The sequence below is a fragment of the Vibrio sp. Vb1554 genome (assembly GCF_033344235.1).
Window position 1 is genome coordinate 1 of record NZ_JAWPOJ010000074.1, and the last position, 2,657, is coordinate 2,657.

At 44.4% G+C, this 2,657-nt stretch carries 2 protein-coding genes; both read left to right on the forward strand.

The annotated features are described in order from the left end of the window. The first annotated feature begins 86 nt into the window (after positions 1–86). Entirely contained in the window at positions 87–845 is a 759-nt protein-coding gene (locus tag R8N28_RS23655; protein WP_318183482.1) for a molecular chaperone, read from the forward strand. A gap of 59 nt (positions 846–904) precedes the next feature. Continuing rightward, on the forward strand, positions 905–2,657 hold a 1,753-nt coding region (locus R8N28_RS23660), incomplete at its 3' end, for a fimbria/pilus outer membrane usher protein (protein WP_318183483.1).

Below are 2,657 nucleotides of genomic sequence, written 5' to 3' on the forward strand. Positions count from 1 at the left end.
TAATAAATGGGAATGAAATAGCCGGAATTTATATGGATACGCTTACGCTGACCTTGGAGTGGTAAGTTATGTTTCGGAGGGATGAAATGGAATTCATACTCAAAAAATCATTATTAATAGCGACCTTCCTTTTTGTTTTTATCTCCAATGCTAACGCCAATTCATTATTAATTTGGCCGATCTACCCCAAAATAACAGCGGAGACGAATGCGACATACCTTTGGATGGTGAATAAAGGCAACGTTGATTCTTACTTACAAGTGAGGATTTTTAAATGGGGACAAAATGAAGGTGAAGATAACTATTCTAATCAAAATCAACTGATTGCCACGCCACCATTTGTCAAAATTGAACCTGGTGAAAAACAGCTGATTCGCATCCTCAATCAAGATGAAGCCACAGCAGGTAAAGAGTATGCTTACCGAGTGATCATCGATGAACTGCCTCCAACTCACGACCCTCTAACCGATTCGATGGAAAATGAACTCGCTGTTAAAGTTCGAATGCGCTACTCCATCCCCTTATTTATCTATGGAAAAGGACTTAGCAATACTCAACAGCAGAATAAGGACAGTGAGTTGTGGAATGGTTTGCAAGCTCAATTGATTAAGAAAAATGATCAACGCTTTATTCACATTAAAAACTCAGGAAATCATCATGTGCGTCTGGTGAATTTACAACTGGATTCTCCGAATAAAGAACCGTTAATGATTTCTCAAGGATTAGCCGGTTATATTCTTCCAGAGCAATATAAGGTTTGGCCTATTTCATATAAGAATATAAACAATATGAGTTTGAGTGCGAATATTGGAGGTAAACGCTACAAAATACCATTGACGCAATAATGATAATAATGAACAGACGCAATGAAATGTATGTCTTGCTTTGGCTTGGATTACTAAGTATGGCGTGGAGCAATATTGGCCTTTGTGCGAACTCACCCAACAGTTTTTCTGAGTTACCGAGTCCTGAAAACTTTTCTTTTGATAAGTTTAACAATATTAGCTTGAAACTAGAATTGGTGATCAATCAAAGAGCGACGGGGCATATTGCCGAAGTCGAGCGCATTGGCGAGCAGTACTTTCTCCAGCGGCAAGATCTAATAGCGGTTGGCGTTACGGCCAAATCGTTGCCAGGAACGGAAGACAGAATTGACGTTTCTTCCATTGCAGGGGTTAACGTGCGTTATTTGCAATCGTCACTGCAACTGGCGATCGACGTTCCGCCGAACTGGCTGCCGATGCAGAGTTTATCTGCACACGATATGGGGCGATTTTCTCCAGCTAAGTTTGGTCGTGGGGGACTGTTTAACTACAACGTTTTTGGGGTGTATGAAAACGAAAGCCAACAAAAGGAGGTTTCTATCGATCATGAAATCAGAGCCTTTTCTGAGTTTGGTGTTTTTTCTACAACGGGAATATTTAAATCCAATTTTCACCGCGATGTTCAGTCTCAGCAAAGCAGTCAATACACCCGTTTCGATACAGGGTATGAGTACGCCAATCAGGCGCGCCGACTTCGTTTGGAAGTCGGAGACTACATCGTCCGTCCTTTGTCTTGGAGTCAGCCGGTGAGAATGGCGGGCATTCAGTTGTCGCATGACTTTTCTATGCGCCCCGACGTAGTGACGACGCCATTGCCAGCGTTTTATGGTGAGGTCACTGCGCCCACGACCTTGGATTTATTCATCAATGGCTTTAAAACCGACTCAATGGCCGTCGGGCCAGGCCCTTTCGTTATTAACGACATTCCCATGATCTCTGGCGCGGGTGAAGCAACCGTCATTGCGACTGATGCTCAAGGCCGACAAACGGTCATGACCAGCCCGTTTTTCCTCTCTTCCGATTTGTTGAAAACAGGATTTACTTCCTACAGTGCCAGTATTGGTGCGCTCAGAGAAGATTTTGGAAACGCATCGAATGAATATGGTGCTGGTGGCGTTGTTGTAGCGATGCGTCATGGCATGACGGATTGGTTAACCTTGGAAACACAAGCTGAAGCAAAAGATGACCTAATTGTTGCAGGGCTGGGTTTTGTTAGTAATGCGTTCAACTTAGGTACGGTAGATGCCTCATTTCGAGTCAGTAATTTTAAAGATCAATCCAGCTCATACGCTCTTAGTTACAGTTACCAATCTAGGTTGTTTAGCTTCGCTGCTAGAACGCAAGTGGAGCAAGCTGATTTCTATACCCTGTCGCATTTGCCAAATTACGAGAAGCTTAATAAAGGGGAGGAGGCATCGCTGAAGTCTCGTCATGTATCGCAAGTCAACATGGGAGTACGGCTAGGGGATTGGGGCTCACTTTCCGGTGGCTATTTCGATATTCAGCAAACCGATTCTAGCTCGCGTACGCTCAATCTTACGTACAGTTATGCTCTGCCTTTTGACATCAATATGTCGCTCTCTTACAACCACAGTATTGGTGGTCAGGCAGTGACATTAGCGCAGTTCTCGTTGCCCTTTGGTTCGCTTGGCGGCAGTGCCGGCTTAACGCTGAAAAGGGAAGATGATGGCGATGTGCGAGGACGCGTTGGTTACAGTCGCCTCGCGCCTATAAAAGGCGGGTGGGGTATCAATTTAGCGCATGACCTCAATGAAGATCCTGAAAACCGTAAGCAAGCCGATTTGACCTATCGTGCTTCGTGGGCTCAGTTTC

What these genes read in the sequence shown, in the direction of transcription:
- R8N28_RS23655 (WP_318183482.1), top strand. Translation starts at nt 87, where the DNA reads ATGGAATTCATACTCAAAAAATCATTATTAATAGCGACCTTCCTTTTT.